We start from the raw sequence: 21,277 nt of genomic DNA, 5'->3' as shown, positions 1-21,277 counted from the left end.
TTACATTCGTTTAGCCGGTGCTACTCCTACAGATGAGAAATTAGTATAGCCTAAACATTTTTTAAAGAAAAGGGTTTGCTTTGTAGGCAAGCCCTTTTTTTATGCAAGGCGTTAAAAAACAACATTTACCTTCCAAAACCTGTCCCGTTTGCAATCGCCCATTCGCCTGGCGCAAGAAATGGGAAAAGAATTGGGACCAAATCATCTACTGTGGTGAAAAGTGCAGACGTAGCAAATAAGTTTACCGATCAAGACATCGACCGAATCATTCAAATGGCATGGGAAGATCGTACGCCCTTTGAGGCCATCGAATTCCAGTTTGGCCTGAAAGAAAAAGAGGTCATCGAATTTATGCGCTTGAATAGCAAAGAGTCCAGTTTCCGCATGTGGCGTAAACGAATGGCCGGTCGAAATACGAAACATCTACAAAAGCGTGTTGCTTTAGACCCACGCTTTAAGTGCACCTTACAGCGTGGAATCAGCATGAATAAAATCAGTAAGCGCTAATGAAATTTTCCACAAAACGCGAGGAGGTCTATGCCCAAATCGACCGATTCGATACACAGAAATACGCGCGCTCACGTAATTTTATCACGGGCGGCGTGTCTTACCTTTCTCCGTATTTATCCCGGGGTTTTATCACCGTTCCTCAGGTCGTTCAGCGACTGAAAGACCGTGGAATTGGTTTGGACCAAGCTGAGAAATTCATCCAAGAATTAGCTTGGCGTGAGTTTTATACGCGCACCTGGTTTCAAAAGGGCGATGGTATTTTTGAAGATATTCGCCACCCACAAGAGGGAATTGAGCGTTTTGGCATTCCAGGAGCTATTTTAACAGCATCGACTGGAATAGAAGCGTTGGATAAACATTTGGCATCTTTTTCTGCTCAAGGATATTTACATAATCATTTACGAATGTATCTCTCCGGTACCATTTGTAATGTGGCCAAATACCATTGGTTGGAACCTGCTCAGTGGATGTATTACCATTTGTTGGACGGTGATTTAGCCAGCAATGCGCTGAGTTGGCAATGGTGCGCCGGTACCTTCAGCAATAAGCTGTATTATGCCAATCAAGAAAATATAAATCGGTACACGGGTAGCGACCAAAGAGGATCTTTTTTAGATTTTGATTATGAGGATTTGCCTCTTCAGGCTGTTCCCGAAGTTTTACGTAGTTCCGTGGAGGCCGAACTAGTTTTTACTCCACCCGCGACAAAAACACCGGTTTTACAGGAAGGAGTACCTACGTTTATTTATACCCATTACACGCTCGACCCAACCTTCCACGAAGGCGAAGAGGGCAATCGAATTTTAGTCTTAGAGCCTAGTCATTTTGCGAAACATCCGATGGCGCCAAAGACTATACAATTCATATTGGATTTAGCCGCAAACATCCCTGGGATTCAAGTTTTTTACGGGGAATATGCCACCCTTAACGTAAGTGGAATTTTCCGTGACCACCCCATCAATACCCATTTTAATGGGGTTCGCGAGGCACACCCCTCACTTGCCCCTGGCCTAGTAGGCGAGTTCAATAGCTTCTTTTCTTTTTGGAATAAGCTAAGTAAACAGCTTAGCTAGAAACGCTTCAGCGTTGTTTAAGTGGGTTGACTTTTTCTCTAAAGGCATTTTGTCCCAGGTACTAATCAGCATCGCCCATCTTGGATTCTTGCGGAAAGTTTCCCGCTGTTTATCTAAGAATCGCCAAAACAAGCCATCCCAAATCTCCTGCCATTCGCCCTTCGGATAATCGCTCATTTTCAGAATGTAATTGGATCCGCAGATGTAGGGTTTCGTCGTCATCAAACCGCCATCGCTAAATTGCGACATGCCGTAGATATTTGGAACCATCACCCAATCGTATGCGTCGATGTACATTTCCATGAACCAACGGTAAACTGCGTCAGGCTTTATCTCGCACAATAACATAAAATTCCCCAACACCATCAGGCGTTCAATGTGGTGATTATAACCGGTTTTTAGAAGTTTGTGAATCGTTTGGTCGATGGGTTCCAATCCGGTTGTTCCTGTGTAAAAGGCCGCAGGAATTTCGTTGGTGAATCCCCAGTAATTTGTGGTGCGCTGTTGGACCCCAATTTTCCGATACAACAATTGCACAAATTCCCTCCACCCCACAACCTGGCGAATGAAACCTTCCACGCTATTTAATGGCGCAGCGGAGGCCGCGACACGTTCGATCACCTGAGTCGGATTCAATAATCCCACATTAATCAACGGACTTAAAATACTATGGAATAAGGTCTTTTCTTGCGCCTTGATCGCATCCTCATAATCGCCAAACAAGTGTATTCGCTCTTGAATAAATTGGTCCAATGCTCCCTGTGCTTCATCATGAGTTACCGGATAATATGCCCCTGAAAAAGGCTTTTCGCTCAATCCAGGATTTGCAGGGAAATACGTGTAAACATAATCGACGGCTTCAAGAATATATTTATTAGTCGGTGTCTCCGGAAAGGGCGCCGGAATGAATGAATTCTTAGGAATCTTTTTGCGATTATCTGCATCAAAAGTCCATTGGCCGCCCATCGGTTTTCCATCTTCCTCGAGCAATATTCCGCGATCTTTTCGCTGTTGGGTGTAGAAGGCTGTTTGGAAATAGGGCTTGCGGGTTCCGAGTAGTGAGGTGTCGGTATTTAGGAAATTTGGGCTTGTTAAAAAATGAATATCACCCGCTCGGCGAAGTCGGCGTTCCAACAAATAATCATTCGGATCGAACAACATTATCGCGCCTTCGATGGAGGAGACCAGTGCGACTTCCGAAGCTCGAGGATCCTGCGCATCAATGTATTCTACGGTTTTCCCTGCGGCGCGTAGTCGATCCGCAAAAGCCCGCATGCTAGCCCGGTGGAAGATTAGCTTTTGTTTATGGAAGGCGTATTGTTTGAAGAAAAGAGTTGATTCCACCACATAGAAAACATCCGCTTCCTGAGTTAGCGTTTGCTCAAATAATTGGTGTGGAAAGATTAGGAATGCGCTCATTTATTCACGTGTTTTTCAAGGATTCGCGCCCCCTCTTGTCGGGCCTTTTTCGTTTTCCGCATCGCCCAAACTTGGTCGGATGCCGTTTTGCGTGTGGCACTCAAATCCACCACCGGCGCTGGATAATCCACCCCGATTTTGACTCCATATAACGTTTGTTCCATGTCACTTAATTTCCAGGGTTCATGAATTAAGGTAGAAGGAACCGCCGCTAATTCAGGCACCCATTTTTTAATAAAGACTCCTTCTGGATCGTGGGCATAGGAATTCTTGATTGGGTTATAAATCCGGATGGTATTAATACCCGTGACGCCGGCTTGCATTTGAATTTGCGGGTAATGAATACCCGGTTCGTAATCGAGAAATTGACGTGCCAGAAAATGTGCCAAATCCCGCCAATCCTGCCATAAATTAAACACGAAAAATGACACCACCATCGCTCGCATGCGGAAGTTCAAATAGCCCGTCGCAACCACGCAACGCATGCAGGCATCAATGAGCGGAACGCCGGTTTGGCCGTTTTGCCAAGCTTGTATCAACGACTCATCGCGCTGTTTTTCAAGGCCTTGATATGCTTTATTTACATGTTCAAATTCCATCCGAGATTCATCCTCAAACTTTTGCATGAAATGCCCCTGCCAATGTAGTCGGGATGTGAAATTTGAAAGCGCTCGTTTGTTGGCCGCCGTTTTATAATGCTGCATCGTGAACGTATAAGCCATTCTCATGCTGATATTTCCGTAGGTTAGGTACGGTGAAATGCGACTGCATGCGCGCCGACTGGCCTCAGGTTTGCTGATGGACGAACTGTACGCGGGATGCCGGGTTTCGATGAAACTTTTCAAGTATTTCCAACCCCAATATTCGCCCCCTTCTTGGAAAACAGGGTTACGCGTTTTGAATTCAATGGGTAGTTCTGGACCTTTAATAGCCGTGTAAAATTCAGAGGGGAAACGTAGCAAGTTCCAGTTATCCTCGCGAACTAAATAGGGCTCATGCCGCATCGTTTCCTGCCAGCGTTGTTGCCAAGTTTTGCGTGATTTCAAACGGCGAATCACGCCGCCCGTTGGCGTCTCTTTCCAAGTAATTTTTTCGTGTTTGCAAAAAGCAGCTACTTCTTTGTCTCGTCTATAACTTAAATCATTTCCAATTTCCTCGTGAGAGAAAATTTGGTGAATACTAAATTGCTCAGATAAAGCCTGAAAAACAGGCAGTACTTCGGAATGAAAGAGATACAAAATACCATTTCGATCTTCCAAACGCCCCTGCATTTCAACAAGTGATTCATACACAAATCGCCAATGACGCACATCGCTATCCGGGAATGAAATCATCGATGGCTCGAAAAAATAGACCAACAATACCGGAATATCTCCCTCCAATGCTCGGCACAAAGGCTCGTGGTCCGTAAAGCGGAGATCACGTTTAAACCAGACGATATTGATGGTAGATTTAGGCATATTATGTAAACTGAAAATAGCCTTCGGTTGTTTTCAGAATAGAAAAGGGCTACTTTTGTGCCTTCAAATCCCTTAATGTATCAAAATGAAACAATTGACAGCTATAGGCCTTATTTTAGCCTCATTTACATTAAGCGCACAAACCGGAAGTATTGAAATGAGTACTGGTGGTTTCTCATTTATTCCTGCGTTTACGTCAAAGGAGCCCAATTTGATTATCAATGCCAGTACGAATCCGAAAAGAAGGCTGACCGGATCATTGATGTACATGATGCGGATGAAAAGTATGACGCCCACCACGGTGGCCTTATTTACACGTTATCGATTTATTGATAAGAAATTTAAAGCGACAGCTGGCATACATATTCCAGCTTTTCAAATGACAGAGCAGTATAAGGTAACGAGTTTCTATGGTCGGGAATTAACGTTGTCCTACCCGGTAAACGCTTCCTGGAATGTGGGCTCATTTATCCTGAATGGCAATGCGCGAAATACGGATTTTAAAGTGACGCTGGTGTCGGGGAATGCCAACTACCATCACAAGAAATGGAATTTTTTCTCACAAGGATATTATTTGTCGGTGGGTGAGTTAACCGGTGTTGCTAAGACGATTTCCTATGACATCAACAAGCATTTTCAGGCCAAAGCCTTTGGCAATTATACAATCACAGATGGTCAGGTGATTGGTACCGTGGGGTTGAAATATAATTTATAGGCTAGTTATTCGCCCGATTTCGTTCCTTTTCAGTTGACATGTTGGTTAGTTTATGAATCAAGTTCAAAAATAAATTTTTCGGACATATTAGGTGGTTTATTTTTTTACTTTCTAGAAGTATTGAACTTTTTTTACCAAACAAGTTTTAAAATAAACATTCATGCTTAACCTACTGGCCCGAACCCGTTCCTGGTTTAATTATAAATATTATAGGTATTCCGAATTGGGGACTATGGGAAACTTTACCCACTTATCTTTGAATGAGCTATCTCTGAAATTAACACGTATGCACTTTGAAATCATTAGCCAAAACGATCAGGTGATACGGGTTAAAATCGAAGATGAATTTACGCGATATATTTTTCGTTATAATTCAGAAGGTCAATTCGTCTCCGTAGAAGAAGATTCATGGAAACATTTCTGATTTAATCTCTAAAAGGATAACCCATGCCCAAAGGCAAACAATCCATATCCCGGACCTTCCATGTGTCCCGGAACGTCGGATTTATTCGCTTCAACAGCCGCCTGATTCACAGGAGTCGTGAATGGCATTTTGCCCGTTGGCTTGTAGGCCCCCGTCACGATGTCCAACAAAGCTTCTTGGGTCGTACCAAAAGTCGCAATAATGGATGAAGCTTTACCCTTGTCGATTTCCTCGATCACCCATGGATTCGTGTAATTAATCGCAAGGACCGTTGGCTTAGCATTCAAAACTTCATTAACATGATTAACGTCAATGCGGTTTTTAGACAAGTTCAGGTCGATTTTTGAACCTTGGGAACTGAATAATCCACCGGCTGTAGGAACCAACCACAGTAAAACGACATCGGCCTCTTCTTTCGTTGACACAAACTCAAGACCCGGATATACTGGTTTCGAAACTTTGATGGCCTCTCCTGCATTACGCCCGGATTGGAAGTAGGTTTCAAAATAAACCTTAGTTTTCTTAGCTAGTGGCAAACGCTTTTCATCATTGCGCAAAAGCACAATTGATTTCCGCAAGGCCAAATCAGCCGCCGCAACTGCCTCCTTATTTCCCACCGTTTTCACTGCATCCTCGACATTGACATATGGATTTTCGAAAAGCCCTAAATCGAATTTCTCCTTTAGTAATTTACTAACCGAATGGTTGATTCGGTCTTCTGATACTAAGCCTTTCTTCACTACCTCAATCAAGTTTGTGGGGTCTGCTGATCCCGAGAAAATATCTACACCAGCATTTAAAGCCTTTTGGTAGCGTTCTTGAATTGTTAAATTTTCTACGCCCCAAGGCATCATTTCAATCGGGCCGGTATCGGAATTGATGATTCCGCTGAACCCTAATTTGCCTTGCAATAAATCGCCTATCATTGCTTTGTTGAACGAGAAACCTACCTCCTCAAATTCGTTGCCTTTGGGTGCGGAATAGTAGGGCATAATCGCTGAAGTCCCAGCCGCAATCGCTGCTTTAAATGGTTTCACATGGTAGTCAAACATTCCTCCCGGATAGTGTGCGAATTTTCCCCAATCAAAATGGGAATCTTGTCCGTCTACTTGCGGCCCACCTCCTGGAAAGTGTTTCGTGGTCATCGCTACTGAGGTAGTTGATATTTTTTTACCTTGAAATCCCAATACAATTTCCGTAATCATTTTTGATGCCAAATCTGCATCTTCACCGAATGTTCCTTCGACACGTCCCCAGCGAGGTTCCGTTGCTAAATCCGCCATATACATGTAGCCTTTGCGAATCCCTACGGCTCGCCATTCAACCGAAGCCGTTTCAGCAAATTTTCGAGTAAGTGCAAAGTCGCGCATCGCCGCCAAACCTAATTCGCCCGGCCACTTAGAGAATGCGGTAACACCCACACTTAGTCCTACGGCAGCATCTGTAGTCACGTGATTTCGCGGATTTGAAGCGACTATTGCAGGGATTCCTAGTCGTGTTGATTCGCAGAGTTCTTGTAAGTTATTGGACCATTTCGCGATTACCTTGGGGGAGGCGTTCGCGCGCAAAATAAAATGGCGCAAGTTAAATTGTTTGACCCCTTTAGTGGTCCCCGCGGCTGCCATATTGGGCATACTTAATGGTTTTCGGGTAAACATATTGGTACTTTGAACCTGATCTTCCTCGGTAAATGCTTCCGTAATTGGGGCCCTTGGACCAGCCTGAGGGCCTCCTCCCAAGGCATTATCTCCACCCATTCTAGTCGTACTTATTAGCATGAAGCCTACTTTTTCTTCGATTGTCATCTGCGAAACTAAATCCTTCGCACGTTCAGAAACTGGCAATCGCCAGTCTTCGTATTTGTCAAGTTTGTTGTTCTTGTTAAGATCTTTAAATGACAATTTTCCTACACGAAGCGTAGGCGTTTTCATGGCGACAAGGACGGGCTGCGTTTGGGCTAGAATCGAACTAGAAGCAAAAAGCAGCGCAACAAGCATTCGTGATTTCATGGGTTTTTTCTTTCTTTGTAAGGTAAAGCATATCTGTAGCCAATTCTAATCATATGAAAGACCCGAATGTAGACGAATTCATCCTAAGTGCCGACCATTGGTCTGCAGAAATGGCTTGTTTGCGACGCATTTTGCTCGACTGCTTGCTAGTAGAAACCTATAAGTGGCGGACGCCGGTGTATATGGTAGGCACGAAAAATATCATTGCCATTGGAAGTTTAAAGGGACATTGCGCATTAAGCTTTTTTAACGGTGCGTTGTTGCAGGACGAAGAGGGGATGTTGATTAAACCCGGCACATATACTCAAGTGGGTCGCTGGATGAAGTTTAGTTCGGTGGAGGAGATTTTGGCCAAAGAAGACTTCATCAAAGCCTATGTCTACGAATCCATCGAGGTAGAGAAACTGGGATTGAAAATGGAAAAGCCGCAAGAAATCCCTTATCCAGAAGAATTAACAGCTATTTTTGAAAAAAATCCTGCTGTAAAAATGGCTTTTGAAAAACTCACCCCCGGTAGACAGCGCGCTTATCTCATGCATTTTTCTGACGGCAAGCAGTCGGCGACACGCACCGCACGTATCGAGAAAAATGAAAAATATATCTTGAGAGGTATTGGTATCACCGATTGTATTTGTGGCTTAACAAAGCGAAAACCAAGTTGTGATGGGTCGCATAGAGCCATCGAGAATTTTAAGCGATGACGCAAAGAAGTCATATAAAAGGCGTTTGTTACTACCATTTTTAACCTCAATTTTGCCCCATGAATTTTGGAGAACAACTCAAGGAAATCCGCACATCGAAGGGCCTTACGCAAAACGAGTTATCGGAAAAGTCAGGCATCGCCCTACGCACCGTGCAACGCATGGAACGTAATGAAGGTAAGCCTAGCTTATATTCGATGAATTCGATTGGCGAAGTACTTGGTGTGAATTTGACCTTGTTGTATGCTCCGGATGATGAAACCGAAAAACGAAATATCATGGAAAGTACGGACCAACAATTATGGCAGCTTGCGCGTATGCGTGCCAAATTTAAGCGGAGCCTTGGCTCTTATTTACTTGTCATTCCTGTTTTATGGGCTATTTGGTATTTTCCTGATAACTCATTTCCCCACCAAAATCCTATACCATGGCCTATTTGGCCTATGTTGGGCTGGGGTATTGGATTAGTGATTCAATACTTTAAAGCGTACCACCCGATTAGTGAGTCCTTAGAGCAAAGCGAATATGATAAGTTGAAGGCGAAGCAATAAGAAAAGCCGGCCCAATGAGCCGGCTTTTCTTCAAACCTTTAAACAATCTATTTATACATCAAATCAAATCTGTCAAGGTTCATCACCTTCGTCCAAGCTGCTACGAAATCCTTCACAAATTTAGTTTGTGAATCCTTCGTTGCATAGACTTCAGCAAGTGCACGTAGCTCTGAGTTCGAACCGAAAATCAAGTCGGCACGTGTTGCTGTCGCAACTGCTGCACCGGTCTTTGTATTCGTTCCTGCGAACTCTTCTTTCGTTGCGTTTGCTGGCTTCCAAGTCGTTCCCATCTCTAATAAGTTCAAGAAGAAGTCATTTGTCAACGCATCTTTTTTATCCGTGAAAATACCGTGCTTCGAACCGTTGTAGTTCGTATTCAACACACGCATACCACCCGTTAATACCGTCATTTCTGGCGCTGTCAAGGTTAATAATTGCGCCTTATCTACGAATAATTCTTCCGTCGATAATGTGTATTGTGTTTTCAAGTAGTTACGGAAACCATCAGCCATTGGCTCTAATAAGCCTACAGAAGCTACATCTGTTTGCGCTTGTGTTGCATCCATACGTCCTGGAGTAAATGGAACAGTTGTTTTAACACCTGCGTTTGCAGCTGCTTTTTCTACCGCTGCAGAACCACCTAAGACGATTAAATCAGCGATAGATACTTTTTTCTTACCTGATTTAGTATTGAAATCTTGTTGGATTTTTTCCAAAACCGCTAATACTTTTTCCAATTGCTTCGGGTTGTTAACTTCCCAGCTGCGTTGTGGCTGAAGACGGATACGTGCTCCGTTTGCACCACCACGGCGATCTGAATGACGGTACGTTGAAGCAGAAGCCCAAGCAGTTCCTACTAATTCGCTGATCGATAAACCTGAGTTTAACAATTTAACTTTTAAAGCTGCGATGTCCGCTGCGTTGATCACCTCATGATTCAATGCAGGAATTGGATCTTGCCAAACCAATTGCTCCTTCGGCACTTCTGGTCCTAAATAAGTTGAGCTAGGACCCATGTCGCGGTGCGTTAATTTAAACCAGGCTTTGGCAAATGCTTTCGCATATACTTCTGGGTTGTCTAAGAAGTTACGAGAGATTTTCTCGTAAGCTGGATCTACGCGCAAAGCGATGTCTGTTGTCAACATCGTAGGCTTATGGAAGACATTTTTGTCAAATGCATCTGGAATGATGTTTGCGCTATTTTTCGCAATCCATTGGTTTGCGCCTGCTGGGCTTTTCTCTAAAGACCACTCATTGTTGAACAATAAATGCAAGTATCCGATACCCCATTGGGTAGGCGTTGATGTCCATGTCACTTCTAAACCAGACGTAATCGCATCTTTACCTTTACCTGATTTGTAGGTGCTTTCCCAGCCCATTCCTTGCTTCTCAATGCTAGCTGCCTCTGGATTATCCCCTACGTTTGTTGCAGGACCAGCGCCGTGTGTTTTACCAAACGTGTGACCACCCGCGATTAACGCCACAGTTTCTTCATCATTCATACCCATACGACCAAATGTCTCACGGATATCTTTTGCTGATGCTGCCGGATCTGGCACACCATTAGGTCCTTCTGGGTTTACATAAATTAAGCCCATTTGAACTGCTGCTAAAGGATTCTCTAATTTGCGACCTTCTGAATAACGGTTTTTATCGTCTAACCATTTCTTCTCAGATCCCCAATATACGTTCGCTTCTGGCTCCCATACGTCTGTACGACCACCTGCAAAACCAAATGTCTTGAAGCCCATTTGCTCTAGTGATACGTTACCAGTTAAGACCATTAAGTCGGCCCAAGAGATTTTATCACCATATTTTTGCTTGATTGGCCATAACAAACGACGTGCCTTGTCTAGGTTTGTGTTATCCGGCCAAGAGTTCAATGGAGAGAAACGTTGTTGACCTGCGCGAGAACCGCCACGACCATCACCTGTACGATATGTTCCTGCACTGTGCCAAGCCATACGAATGAAAAGTGGACCATAGTTACCGAAATCGGCCGGCCACCAATCTTGTGATTTTGTCAAAACTGCCGCGATGTCTTTTTTCAAGGCAAAGTAGTCAAGACTCTTAAATGCTTTTATGTAATTGAAGTCTGGGCCCATTGGGTTTGACTTCTCTGAGTTTTGGCGAAGCATGCCTACGTTCAATTGATTAGGCCACCAGTCTTTATTCGTGTTGGCCGTCTTCATTCCCGTGTGTGGGTTAATGCCTGCGTGTGGATTTGTGCCAGCTGCCGCATGCGGGTTAGCTCCATGAGGATTAGCAGCCGCACCACCGTGTGGGTTAGCGTAGTCTTGGGCAATGGTAGCAGTGGAAGCTAACAAGCCGCAAAGGATAAGTAGTTTTTTCATGATTGTGTTGATTTTATTCCGATTAGGTTTCGAAATTAGGTGAAGCAATTGAATAGAGAAAACTGAAATTTTCTATATTTGGCATAGATAAAATCTATAACGGTGAATATACAGCAATTAGAGTACATACTGGCGGTGGACCAATTAAAAAGCTTCTCCAAAGCAGCTGATTATTGTCATGTTACGCAGGCGACTTTGAGCGCGATGGTGAAAAAGCTGGAGGAGCAGCTGGATATCGTGATTTTTGATCGGAAGGCGAATCCGATTGCGACGACGGAAAATGGGCGGGAGGTATTGGTGCAGGCCCAACAAGTAGTCGCACATGCCAATGCGCTACTTTCGTCCTCTAAAGCCATTAATCAGAAAATTGAGGGGAAGGTGAAGTTGGGAATTATCCCAACGATCGCCAGTTCGGTTTTGCCTTTGATCATGAAACCATTGGTGGAAAAATATCCGCTGTTGCATTTGGAAATTCATGAGGTGACGACAAATCAGTTGGTGAAAGATTTACGAGAGGGGAAATTGGACGTCGGGATTTTAAGTACGCCCATATCGGCCTCGGATTTGGAGACCTCTTTATTGTATGTGGAAGATTTGCTGCTGTATGGCTACATGAGTAGTGGGGAGAAGCAAATAAGTAAATTGGCCTTGAGCCAACAGCGAATTTTTTTACTTCAGGAGGGTCATTGTTTACGCGATCAAATTATTCAATTGTGCGATTTGAAGAAGAATAAATCCTTACCTACGAATTTGTCTGTTGAGTCGAATACCTTTGATACCTTATTGAATCTGGTCGATACGTTTCAGGGAATGACCTTATTGCCTTCGTTGTATGTACGGCAGTTGAGCGAATCGCGGAGGCAACATTTACTTGATATCGTCGACGGATCCTTACAGCGGGAGGTAAGTATTTGTTACTACCGTCCCTATGCCAAATGGAATATTATCAACCGTTTAGCCGATGAGATTACCGTCGAAGTGAAAAAACACTTAAATTCGTCGGCTATATAGTAAAATTGTTGTTCTATGATAAAACATATTACCGATAACTTAACGAATCCGGCAAATTTGGAGCAATTATACCGGTCGAATCCTGTTGCATTTACGCGCGCATTTCATGCGGTTTATCCTGAAATTCAGACGGAATTAACGGCTCAAATATGGCATGAGCGCCTTCGAAATACGCAAGATGAAATCAGCTGGGGAAGTTCAAAGGATTGGATTTTTGTGGGTCTTATCGCGCTTTTTGTGGCGTTTTTTATGCAGCTACCGGATATACTTTCCATCTCACATGATGTCTATTTTCCACGAAATATGGCCTTTATTGTGATGCCGGGGATGGCAGCGTATTTGACATATAAACAAGGCTTGCCATTTAAATCCTTAATTACACCTGTAGGGATTCTGCTTTTCTCGATGGTATTTATCAATGTATTGCCTGTTGGTCCGGCCAGTGACACCTTGGTTTTAAGTTGTATTCATTTGCCAATTTTACTGTGGATGTTAGTAGGGTTTATTTACAGTGGGGCAAATTTGTCTATCACCTCAAAGCGAATTGAATTTCTGCGTTTTCATGGAGATTTATTGGTGATGTGTGCCGTGATTGTTTTAGCGGGGGGCCTATTCACAGCTTTGACGATTAATCTCTTCAATTTGATCGACATCAAAATCGAGGATTTTTACTTCCGTTATTTAGTCCTTTCCGCGCTTCCATCGGTGCCTTTGTTGGCCACATTAGTAATCCAACAAAACCCTTCGTTAGTTAGCCGAATTTCCCCCGTGATTGCGCGGATCTTTACGCCATTAGTTACGGGTATGTTGGTGATTTTCCTCGCGGCATTCATTTACGCGGGAAAAGATCCCTACAACGATCGCGAGTTCCTGCTAATTTTTAATGGGATTTTGATCGGGGTGATGGCTTTGTTGTTATTCTCAGTCAGCGAAGCGACGAAAGATTCAGCCTCGTCATTTCAACGTTTTTCGTTGATTGGCTTAGCCTGCCTTGCGATTATCAATAATGGGATTGCGCTTTCGGCTATCGTCTTTCGATTGTATGAATTGGGGGTTACGCCAAATCGATTGGCTGTTCTAGGTAGTAATGTACTGGTTTTGTTGAACTTAATTTTTGTTACGCGCCAATTGCTCGGATTGCTCAAAGGGCAAAAAAATCTCGCTGATGTAGAGGCAGGAATGACCTGGTTTTTGCCCTATTATGCACTTTGGGCAGCGATCGTAAGTTTTGTATTTCCGCTGGCATTTTATTTCCAGTAAACTGATTTCGATTATCAGTTTTCATGGTGAAATTTAGCCCCCAAAGCCATACCTTTGGCAAACCTTGGAGGATTGCCAAAGGTAAGGGGTCCCAAAGGTAAGGGGGAAAGTCAGGATAGGAATCTTTTCCGATTCTGCGTAAACTTACGTGAATCTAAACCTACCATGAAAAAAATCCTCGCCCTGGCGCTCATCGCCAGCTCGCTTTCGGCACAGGTTCCCGCGGGTAAAAAAGTCATCAGCTCCTTATACATTTACGACCTCAAGTCCGGTAAATCAGAGAAAATTTTAGAAGAAAAACGACATTTTGAGGCACCTAATTGGTCAACCGATGGAAAATTCCTCTTGATAAACGCCTACGGAAAACTGGAAAAAATCAGCCCGAAAGGGGAGAAATTAGGCGGGCTGAATACGGGGACGGTGCAGAAGGCCAACAATGATCATGGGTATACCTTTGATGGGAAAACCTTATTTATTTCGAGCGGGAAACCGGAGATAAAAGGCGGATCGTCCTTCATTTATAAGGTTGGCGCAGCGGGAGGAGAGCCAGTTCAGTTAACCCCTTTGACGCCATCGTACTGGCACGGTGTATCGCCAGATGCGAAAACGATGGTCTATTGCGCAGAACGAAATGGTAATTTTGACGTATACGCCATGTCGACGAATGGCGGCGAAGAAATTCGGTTGACAAGCACGGAAGGGTTGGATGATGGACCCGAATATTCGCCCGATGGGAAATACATTTACATTAATTCGTACCGTTCAGGCATGATGCAAATTTGGCGAATCAAACCTGACGGATCTGAGCCGGAACAAATGACATTTGACAACTACTCGAATTGGTTTGCGCATATTGCACCCAATAATAAAGTTGCGACCATCATTACCTATATGAAAGACCAGGCTCAGTCACATCCGTTTGGCCGACAAATTAAATTGCGCTTATTAGATTTGAAAACGAAAAAAATTAGAGATTTGACGGAGGAATTTTATGGCGGACAGGGCACGATCAATGTTCCATCTTGGAGTCCTGATGGGAAAAAGTTCGCCTATGTGCGTTACGCATTAGAAGATTTGTAAATTAGCACTCGAAAAAATAACCTATTTATGAAAGATAACAGTTCCGCATCACGCAGAAGATTCCTGCAGCAAATCGGTGCAACAAGTATGGTAGCCGCCGCGGCACCTTTACAATCATTCGCAGCACAGCAAAAAGCTGAAGAACGAATTTTACGTTACGAAAAACCTATATCCATTGGTGATAAAATCCGCCTGGGCGTTATCGGTTTTGGCGTACAAGGCCATTTCGATTTAGCATCTGCCCTAAAAGTTCCAGGCGTAGAATTAGCCGGAATTTGTGATTTATACACGGGTCGTATCGAAAATGCCAAAGAACTTTACGGCAAAGATTTATATACCACCCGTAACTATAAAGAGTTGTTAGACCGTTCGGATATCGACGCGGTCATTATTGCGACGCATGACGTTTGGCATGCACGCATCACCATCGATGCCTTAGCTAAAGGAAAACATGTGTATATAGAGAAGCCGATGGTCTACAAAATCAGCGAAGGACAACGCGTGATCGATGCGCAAAAGAAATACAATAAGGTATTACAAGTAGGCTCCCAGCGCGTTAGCAGCTTAGGCTTAGCAAAAGCGAAGGAGATGTTGGCCAAAGGCGAAATCGGAAAGCTCAACATGGTTAACGCCGTATACGATCGCCAAAGCTCCATCGGTGCGTGGGAATATACCATTCCAAAAGATGCAGATGCATCTACGTGTGATTGGAATCGTTTCATCGAAGCAACGGCCAAAATGGAATTTGACGCGAAGAAATTCTTCTGGTGGCGTGCATTTAAAGAAGTAGGAACTGGTGTTGCAGGTGATTTATTTATTCACTTATTGAGTGGAACCCACTTCATGACGAACTCAAATGGTCCAGAAACCATCTTCTCTACGGGTCAATTTAGCTATTGGAAAGATGGGCGCAATTTACCAGATGTAATGTCGGGTGTTATGCAATATCCGGATACTCCTCAACACCCTGCCTTCCAATTGACCTTGCAGGTGAACTTTGTCAGCGGAACGGGTGGTCAAGAGGTGACTCGTTTGATCGGCTCAGAAGGAGTGATGAACGTGAAGGGAAATACGATAACTGTGACTCATAGCATCATGCCAGAGGCGCCAGGTTTTGGCGGATATGATTCGGTATTTACGTTCCCGAAAAGTATGCAGGAGGAGATGACGAAGGAATACAATGCCAAATGGTCGGAGTCTCAACGCAAGCGCCCGATCAAAGAAGATGTGATTTTCAAAGCGCCAGCGGGTTACGATGAACATGTGGATCACTTCACAAACTTCTTTGATGCGATTCGTACGGGTAAGCAAGTGGTGGAAGACGCGACCTTTGGATTTAGAGCGGCCGCGCCTGCTTTGGCTTGTAATGAAAGTTATTTCAGCAAGAAGATTATCCAGTGGGACCCTGTCAATATGAAATTAAAGTAATGGAAGGGCGCCTGTGAAGGCGCCCTTTTTTTATGAATTGTTTTAAATCTAATGCGGAACAATTGGATATTTCTAAAAAGGAAAAATTTCTTGTAATATTGCACGATGAATTTTTCCACCGATAAATTTCTTGAAATCCTTCGTAATGTAGGCAGTCGCTATTTTATTCTGGCAGGCATCATATTTATCCTATGTTATTTTTTCTTGCGAAATCGAATAGCAGCCAAAAAAATTCAAGTCTCTTTTCCTAAAAACACAGATTATCTCCGCGAAATGATATACTCGCTCTCGAGTATGATCATTTTTTCTTTGATTGTGACAGCGATCGTTTTCAATCCTTCCGTAAGGCCTTATACCACGATTTACCGAGAAATTGCTGAATACGGATTGGCTTATTATCTACTCGCTTTCCCAATCATGTTTGTGATACATGACACCTATTTTTATTGGATTCATCGAATGATGCACCATCCTGTATTATTCAAATGGTTTCATTTAGTGCATCATAAATCTACGAATCCCTCGCCGTGGGCGGCGTATGCCTTTCACCCTTTGGAAGCGATTCTGGAAAATGGGATTATCATTTTGTTTTATTTCACCTTACCCATGCATGTTACACATGTGCCAATCTTTTTCCTTTTTTCCATTATCTACAATATTTATGGACACATGGGTTGGGAATTATATCCCAAAGGATTTAATACAACGCAGATCGGTCGGTGGGTAAATACAGCCGTGGCACACAATCAGCACCACAAATATTTTAAGGGGAATTACGGTTTATATACCTTGTTTTGGGACCGTGTGATGGGAACGATACGAACTGACTATGATGCGGCTTTTGATCAGGTCAAAAACCGAAAAATCTAGTTTTCATATAAGATACCCGCACTCGCCTGCATGGCAAAGGTGGTTTTTTGTAGGTAGGCTTTTAGGTCCACCAACTTTTCTGCTGCTTCTAGGGATTTCATTTCCCGACTATTGATTAAAAACAACGAAGACTCTCCATTATCAAATCGTAGTTCCTCAGCCTTTACAAGCGATTGAAAATTTTTGTAAGCAGATTCCTGTGTTCTAATTTGTTTTTGTAAGGCTTCGAATTCATTGAAGTAATTTCGGATTTTGATCTCAACTTGAACCTGTTTTTGATTCAAATTAAGTTGCTCATTTTCGAGTTTTAACTTGGCCGCTTGATACGCACCGCGACCTTCGGAAAGCCGAAGGGGGATTTCAAACTTAACGCCGTATTTATAATTATTCTCTAAGAAGGCAGCTCCCAAAAGTGATGGGCCACCTCGTGACAAATGGTTATAGCTTAGGTCTAGTTTAGGCAATAAGCTTTGAAATTTTAACCTTTTTTCAATCCCCAATACATCTAATTTATTTCGGTAATTATTAAGTTCCGGGTGATTTTGCATGGCTTTTTCAATGAGACTTTGCAGATTAAGGTCGGCATTGGTAAGTAAGCGAACTTCATCGTTTGGTGTTGGGATTACATCTTCGGCTAGGTCAACGGGATTATTATTTGCATTCCAAAGGTAAGCAGACAGGCCGATGCGGGCATTGGCAACTTCTAAGACCTTTGTGGTCAACATATTTTCAAAAGTCTGTTTTTGTGTTAGCGCCTCTAGGGTATCAATTGCGGGTCTATCTCCAAATTCGACACTCTTTTTTACGAACTCCAATCGATTGATTGCATTTTGGTAATTAGCCTTTACTAATAGAAAAGCTTGGTAGTTCCTCACCCAAGAGATGTAACTTTCCATGGCATCTAACAGTAATTTGTTCAGTTCGCTACGCTGATCTTGAATTGCCATTTTTTGCATAATTTTAGCCTGCTGAAGTACAGCTCGTCGCTTATCCATGAGCAGGTTTTTAGCTAACGGAATTTGAACACCGAGGTAACTCGTCTGGCCCATAGTTTGGCTTTCATCAAGCCGCGAACCTCTGATATTTTCTATACCTGCATTGAACTCGATGCCGTACCAGGTAGGGATACTTAGGGATGGCGCGTGATATTCAATGTAATTTTTGCCATCCAACGTTTTTTGTGTGCTGTAATGTTCCAATATAGGGTCAAAAGCGCCACGTGCAATCGTCAGCGAGGCATTCGATTGTTTAATTTCAATCAAAGTTTGCTTGACAATGGGGTGGAAATTTTGAACAATTTGCCAATAATCCGTCGAGCTCAGCGTTTTTTGTTGGCCAAAACTGACGTTGAAAACCAGCAGAAAAAGCAAGACTTTATTTTTCATTCTTTTCCTTTTTTGCTGTTTTGCCACGGTAGTAATCGGCAGGGAATCCATTAATATTTCGCCACAATTCATACCAAACAGGCACGTCGTTTAGTAGGGCAATTCCTTGAGCGCCCGCACCGATTCGAAGTTGCTTGGGCCATCTTTTTCCTTGCGGGTCCTCTTCCACAATGACGCGAAACAGTCCTTGCTCATTGATGGTATTTTCCACTGCGCGAATTCTGCCGGGGAAGGTTCCAAAGCTTTGATTAGGCCAGCCTCCAGCAAATAAAATTACGGGATAACCATCGAAAATTAAACGGACTTCTTCCCCGCGTACGATGAGGGGTAAATCTACGGGACGGACGAAAATTTCCGCCGCAACATTATTAACGTTTGGAACAATCGTCAATAGGTCTTCTCCTTCTTTAATAATTTCACCAAGTCCGAATTTTGTTGCCTGTATAATCTGACCGGCTTGCGGTGCGATGATGAAATACATGCCATTTCGAATGGTATAATTGGTTACCAAATTCTTTAGTTTGGCCACATCTCCTTTGTTGGTTTCCACCTGTCCTAAACTTTGAAACCGTTCGCTCTCTGCCTTATTGATTTTTTCGCGGTATTCTTGGTCAATACCCCCTAACTCAATTTGTGCGTTTGCTATATCTTGCAAGGTTTGATTTACCTTATTCTCCGCCGTTGTATTTTTCGCCAGGGCATTTTGCATGGCCACATTTCTTTGTTGGAATTGCGTCTGCGAAATCAAGCCTTCCCGGTACATTTTCTGGTTTCGGTCAAATTGGTCTTTGGCTAAAGCATAGTCATTTTTAGCCGCCTCTAATTCGGCCCGCTCTCCCGTAATTTTTTGTTGGAGCTGCTTTATTTTGTTTCCTACCTGCTCTTGTTTCAGGGTCAATGAACGTTTCAGGTTTTTAATCTGGGCATCGGTGGCTAAAATCTTTTGTTCATAGTAGCTGAGGGATCCCACTTTGGCATTCAATTGGTCTTGTGTACGTGCAATCAAATTAGGGTCAAGGTACTCGCCCTTAATCTCCGTGATTTTGGCAAGGGTATCTCCAGCCCGAACAGTGTCCCCCTCTTTGACCCACCACCTAGAAATTTTCCCGGCGATTGGGCTATAAATTTTTTGAGGTTTTTGTTCTTGAAAAAGGCTTGTAATATTTCCTCTGCTACGAATGTTCTGAGTCCAAGGTAAAAATATAAGCGCAAGACTAAGAAAAAGCAAGGTGTATAACCAAGGTTTAACTGCCGTGCCTTTCTCTTCTTGGTAGATGTGGTCAAACGAGTTAAACTTTTCCATGGGTCATGTTAATTTGTTGGTCTGTCAATTTATTAAAATCGGCATCATCTGAAACGACAATCACGGTCGTATCAGCAGGTAAATTCAAAAGGTATTTTTTAATTATCTCTTTGTTGCTTGGCTCTAAACCTGCCCAAGGCTCTTCTAGTAGTAGTAGTTTTTTATTTCCGCAAAGTGCACGAAGTAAGAGAATTTTGCGAATAATGGTTTGTGGCGTTTTCTTCCCGATGGGCTCCATGAGTGTGTTGAAACCCAAAGGAAAATGAGTTAATAAATCATCAAATCCAAGTTCATTTGCTTTTTGGAGAATCACTTCACTTGTAATTTCCTTTTTCCCTAAGCTAATATTTTCCCACAGACTCCCACCGAATATTTCCTGTCCGTGAAGTAAAATACCTGTGTATTTGCGAAGGCTTTGTAAGGAGTAATTTTGTATGGGGAAGTGATTGATTTGAAAGCTGCCTTCAAAATCTTGGTAATTTCCAGTCAATATGCGGAGTAGCATGGATTTGCCGGAACCTTCAGGGCCAAAAATACTTACTTTTTGGCCTGGCGTAAATCGAAGTGTTATGGAATCAAGTATTTTTTTACTTGAGTCAAATGAAAAAGAGAAGTCGGCCAACTGCACATCTAATCCTTTGTCGACGCCCAGTTCCATCGTTCCGGATTGCTCCAAGGGGCTTTCGGTTACGCTAGCAATTTTTTCTAGTCCGGTGATCACGTCGTATGCACTATCTAAACTAGTAATTAGTTTTTCGACAGCCCCAATCACGATTAAGATGACGATTTCAGCGGCAATAAATTCCCCAATGTTTAACTGTTGTTCGACCAATAAAAATGTCCCCAACGTTAACATCAGAAGTGTCAAACTTACTTTGAAAAAAATCAATGTTTTGTATTGAAATAATAGCACGTGAAAATGTTGCGTACGTGCGTTCAAATATCCTCGGGTGTGAACGTTTGTTTTTTCCAAGTTCAGATGAGTTCCTTGACTAAATTTAAATGATTTTAACGTACGGCCCATTTCGTTAAAAAAGCCAACTACCTCGTATTTGTAATTTGATTCTTCAATACTAGTTGAAATCCCTTTATTACTACTAAAATTAAAAATAAGAAGGAGAAGTGTAATAAGGAAAATACCTAATAAAATGAAGAGCGGGTGGTATAGGGAAAGAAGTAAAATTCCGAATACGATTTGAACAGTGGCAATAGGTATGTCGAGAAGTAACTTGGCAAATCCTTTTTGGATATTTACCGTATCGAAAAATCGGTTCACTTTTTCGGGTATGAAATAGTGGTCCATTTTCTTTAAGTCCATGCGAGGTATCGTGTCAGCAAATGTGTAGGCATAACTTGTGAAGACGCGCTGCTGAATCGTCTCAATGATTTTCATCTGGTTGATTTGTAAAATACCTACCAAAAATACGCCCAAGACAACGAGGAAAATAAGTACATAAATGGAGCTGACCATCGTCGCACCCATCACTAAACCAATGATCGTTTGAACGCCCAAGGGTAAACTTAAATTGATTAGACCACTGAGCATGGAGAAGAGGTAGATAGAAACGACTTCTTTTTTATGCAATTTGACAAGTTGGGCAATTCGTTTTAACGGATTGGATGGTGCCATTTTTTAATTGTTGAAGTACAAAATTAAAAATACTTTACGTAATAGACGTTATATAGCTACTTATGAATCATAAATTTTTTTTATAATCCTTATA

General features: G+C 42.8%; 19 protein-coding genes. 12 read left to right on the top strand and 7 right to left on the bottom strand.

The features are described from left to right. The first annotated feature begins 101 nt into the window (after window positions 1–101). The 3 genes from AC1W6K_RS00595 to AC1W6K_RS00585 are packed head-to-tail and all read left to right on the top strand — an operon-like array spanning window position 102 to window position 1,583. Complete coding sequence (locus AC1W6K_RS00595) at window positions 102–239, top strand: DUF2256 domain-containing protein (RefSeq protein WP_252624661.1); 138 nt, start codon at window positions 102–104, stop codon at window positions 237–239. Next, window positions 214–507 carry a TIGR03643 family protein gene (locus tag AC1W6K_RS00590; RefSeq protein WP_481946048.1) on the top strand — a complete coding sequence of 98 codons (294 nt, stop codon included), beginning with the start codon at window positions 214–216 and terminating at the stop codon, window positions 505–507. Before AC1W6K_RS00595 ends, AC1W6K_RS00590 begins: the two co-directional genes overlap by 26 nt. Beyond that, window positions 507–1,583, top strand: a complete 1,077-nt coding sequence (locus tag AC1W6K_RS00585; RefSeq protein ID WP_481946047.1) for an FAD-binding domain-containing protein — start codon at window positions 507–509, stop codon at window positions 1,581–1,583. The genes AC1W6K_RS00590 and AC1W6K_RS00585 overlap by 1 nt, the downstream gene beginning before the upstream one ends. On the opposite strand, the gene AC1W6K_RS00580 is transcribed toward AC1W6K_RS00585, so the two are convergent. Both AC1W6K_RS00580 and AC1W6K_RS00575 read right to left on the bottom strand, forming a co-directional pair. Continuing rightward, a complete protein-coding gene (locus AC1W6K_RS00580) occupies window positions 1,563–3,002 on the bottom strand; it encodes a cryptochrome/photolyase family protein (protein WP_481946046.1) in 1,440 nt (479 codons plus the stop codon). The genes AC1W6K_RS00585 and AC1W6K_RS00580 overlap by 21 nt on opposite strands. Continuing rightward, the gene (locus AC1W6K_RS00575) at window positions 2,999–4,462 is read right to left on the bottom strand and encodes a cryptochrome/deoxyribodipyrimidine photo-lyase family protein (protein WP_481946045.1); all 1,464 of its coding nucleotides are present in this window, start codon (window positions 4,460–4,462) and stop codon (window positions 2,999–3,001) included. The genes AC1W6K_RS00580 and AC1W6K_RS00575 overlap by 4 nt, the downstream gene beginning before the upstream one ends. A gap of 85 nt (window positions 4,463–4,547) precedes the next feature. On the opposite strand from AC1W6K_RS00575, the gene AC1W6K_RS00570 reads away from it, so the two are divergent. Then, window positions 4,548–5,177: a hypothetical protein gene (locus AC1W6K_RS00570; protein ID WP_481946044.1), complete on the top strand. Its 630-nt coding sequence runs from the start codon at window positions 4,548–4,550 to the stop codon at window positions 5,175–5,177. Window positions 5,178–5,337: 160 nt separating this feature from the next. Continuing rightward, the gene (locus AC1W6K_RS00565; protein WP_481946043.1) at window positions 5,338–5,601 is read left to right on the top strand and encodes a hypothetical protein; all 264 of its coding nucleotides are present in this window, start codon (window positions 5,338–5,340) and stop codon (window positions 5,599–5,601) included. An 8-nt stretch (window positions 5,602–5,609) separates the two neighbouring features. On the opposite strand, the gene AC1W6K_RS00560 is transcribed toward AC1W6K_RS00565, so the two are convergent. Continuing rightward, window positions 5,610–7,610: a glycoside hydrolase family 3 protein gene (locus tag AC1W6K_RS00560; RefSeq protein WP_481946042.1), complete on the bottom strand. Its 2,001-nt coding sequence runs from the start codon at window positions 7,608–7,610 to the stop codon at window positions 5,610–5,612. Between the two features lie 53 nt (window positions 7,611–7,663). Here AC1W6K_RS00560 and AC1W6K_RS00555 point away from each other — a divergent pair, with 53 nt between their 5' ends. Both AC1W6K_RS00555 and AC1W6K_RS00550 read left to right on the top strand, forming a co-directional pair. Beyond that, on the top strand, window positions 7,664–8,311 hold the full coding sequence (locus AC1W6K_RS00555; RefSeq protein WP_481946041.1) for a YdeI/OmpD-associated family protein: 648 nt from the start codon (window positions 7,664–7,666) through the stop codon (window positions 8,309–8,311). Window positions 8,312–8,370: 59 nt separating this feature from the next. Then, complete coding sequence (locus tag AC1W6K_RS00550; protein ID WP_481946040.1) at window positions 8,371–8,862, top strand: 2TM domain-containing protein; 492 nt, start codon at window positions 8,371–8,373, stop codon at window positions 8,860–8,862. 47 nt (window positions 8,863–8,909) lie between these two features. Here the strand turns inward: AC1W6K_RS00550 and katG are convergent, their stop codons facing one another. Continuing rightward, window positions 8,910–11,216, bottom strand: a complete 2,307-nt coding sequence (gene katG / locus AC1W6K_RS00545) for a catalase/peroxidase HPI (protein ID WP_481946039.1) — start codon at window positions 11,214–11,216, stop codon at window positions 8,910–8,912. A 102-nt stretch (window positions 11,217–11,318) separates the two neighbouring features. Between katG and AC1W6K_RS00540 the strand changes: the two genes are divergently transcribed. The 5 genes from AC1W6K_RS00540 (at window position 11,319) to AC1W6K_RS00520 (ending at window position 16,865) form a co-directional block, all read left to right on the top strand. Beyond that, window positions 11,319–12,227, top strand: coding sequence for a LysR substrate-binding domain-containing protein (locus AC1W6K_RS00540; protein WP_481946038.1), 909 nt, complete (start codon window positions 11,319–11,321; stop codon window positions 12,225–12,227). Window positions 12,228–12,242: 15 nt separating this feature from the next. Next, complete coding sequence (locus AC1W6K_RS00535) at window positions 12,243–13,487, top strand: hypothetical protein (protein WP_481946037.1); 1,245 nt, start codon at window positions 12,243–12,245, stop codon at window positions 13,485–13,487. A 165-nt stretch (window positions 13,488–13,652) separates the two neighbouring features. Beyond that, window positions 13,653–14,567, top strand: coding sequence for a TolB family protein (locus AC1W6K_RS00530; RefSeq protein ID WP_481946036.1), 915 nt, complete (start codon window positions 13,653–13,655; stop codon window positions 14,565–14,567). A gap of 27 nt (window positions 14,568–14,594) precedes the next feature. Continuing rightward, on the top strand, window positions 14,595–15,995 hold the full coding sequence (locus AC1W6K_RS00525; protein WP_481946035.1) for a Gfo/Idh/MocA family protein: 1,401 nt from the start codon (window positions 14,595–14,597) through the stop codon (window positions 15,993–15,995). 294 nt (window positions 15,996–16,289) lie between these two features. Next, window positions 16,290–16,865 (top strand): sterol desaturase family protein, encoded by a 576-nt coding sequence (locus AC1W6K_RS00520; RefSeq protein WP_481946034.1) that lies wholly within the window; start codon window positions 16,290–16,292, stop codon window positions 16,863–16,865. Here AC1W6K_RS00520 and AC1W6K_RS00515 read toward each other — a convergent pair. From AC1W6K_RS00515 to AC1W6K_RS00505, 3 genes are read right to left on the bottom strand one after another with little or no spacing between them, the layout of a single operon-like run. Beyond that, complete coding sequence (locus AC1W6K_RS00515; RefSeq protein WP_481946033.1) at window positions 16,862–18,250, bottom strand: TolC family protein; 1,389 nt, start codon at window positions 18,248–18,250, stop codon at window positions 16,862–16,864. The genes AC1W6K_RS00520 and AC1W6K_RS00515 overlap by 4 nt on opposite strands. After that, complete coding sequence (locus tag AC1W6K_RS00510) at window positions 18,240–19,553, bottom strand: HlyD family secretion protein (RefSeq protein ID WP_481946032.1); 1,314 nt, start codon at window positions 19,551–19,553, stop codon at window positions 18,240–18,242. Before AC1W6K_RS00510 ends, AC1W6K_RS00515 begins: the two co-directional genes overlap by 11 nt. Next, the gene (locus AC1W6K_RS00505) at window positions 19,540–21,183 is read right to left on the bottom strand and encodes an ATP-binding cassette domain-containing protein (RefSeq protein WP_481946031.1); all 1,644 of its coding nucleotides are present in this window, start codon (window positions 21,181–21,183) and stop codon (window positions 19,540–19,542) included. Before AC1W6K_RS00505 ends, AC1W6K_RS00510 begins: the two co-directional genes overlap by 14 nt. Window positions 21,184–21,277 lie beyond the last annotated feature (94 nt).

The organism is Aquirufa sp., assembly GCF_964796385.1.
The sequence above is the reverse complement of the archived record's forward strand: the minus strand, read 5'-3'. Positions and strand labels throughout refer to the sequence as shown.